Genomic DNA, 775 nt, shown 5'->3' with positions numbered 1-775 from the left:
GTGGAGGATGCCTCGGGGTAGAACACTTTGGTCAGGCCTTCGATCACGCCGAGCCCGAGCCCGGTCAGGATGGCGCCCATGATCGAGCCCATRCCGCCGATCACCACCACCGCGAACACGACGATGATGAGGTTCTGCCCCATCAGCGGCGAGACCTGGATCACCGGCGCCGCGAGCACGCCGGCGAAGGCAGCCAGTGCCACGCCGAAGCCGTAGGTCAGCGTGATCATCAGCGGCACGTTGACCCCGAAAGCCTCGACCAGCCGCGGGTTCTCGGTGCCGGCGCGCAGGTAGGCGCCGAGCCGTGTCTTCTCGATCACGAACCAGGTCGCGAAGCAGACCACCAGCGAGGCCACCACCACCCAGGCCCGGTAGTTGGGCAGGATCATGAAGCCGAGGTCGGTGGCGCTGGCCAGCGCGTCGGGCGTGTCGTAGGCCAGGCCCGAGACACCGTAGATCGAGCGGAACACGCCTTCGATCAGCAGCGTGAGGCCGAGCGTCAGCAAGAGGCCGTAGAGGTGGTCGAGCTTGTAGATCCAGCGCAGCAGCAGCCGCTCGATGACGATGCCGAACAGCCCGACGATGACCGGCGCCACCGCCAGCATGACCCAGTAATTGACGTCGAAATAGTTCATCGCCATCCAGGTCAGCACCGCGCCCAGCATGAACAGCGCGCCGTGCGCGAAGTTGATGACGTTGAGCAGGCCGAAGATCACTGCGAGCCCGAGGCTCAGGATCGCGTAGAACTCGCGTAGAACGACCCGTTGACCAGCCC

At 65.4% G+C, this 775-nt stretch carries 1 protein-coding gene; it reads right to left on the bottom strand.

Going from position 1 to position 775, the window contains the following annotated elements; translation table 11 throughout:
* Window positions 1-737, bottom strand: a 737-nt coding sequence (locus AC1DF3_RS36995; RefSeq protein ID WP_478142812.1) for a branched-chain amino acid ABC transporter permease, incomplete at its 3' end; no start/stop codon positions are given.
* Window positions 738-775: the final 38 nt, after the last annotated feature.

This window comes from Variovorax sp. 10N432, assembly GCF_056394465.1.
This window is presented reverse-complemented; position numbering and strand designations above follow the sequence as displayed.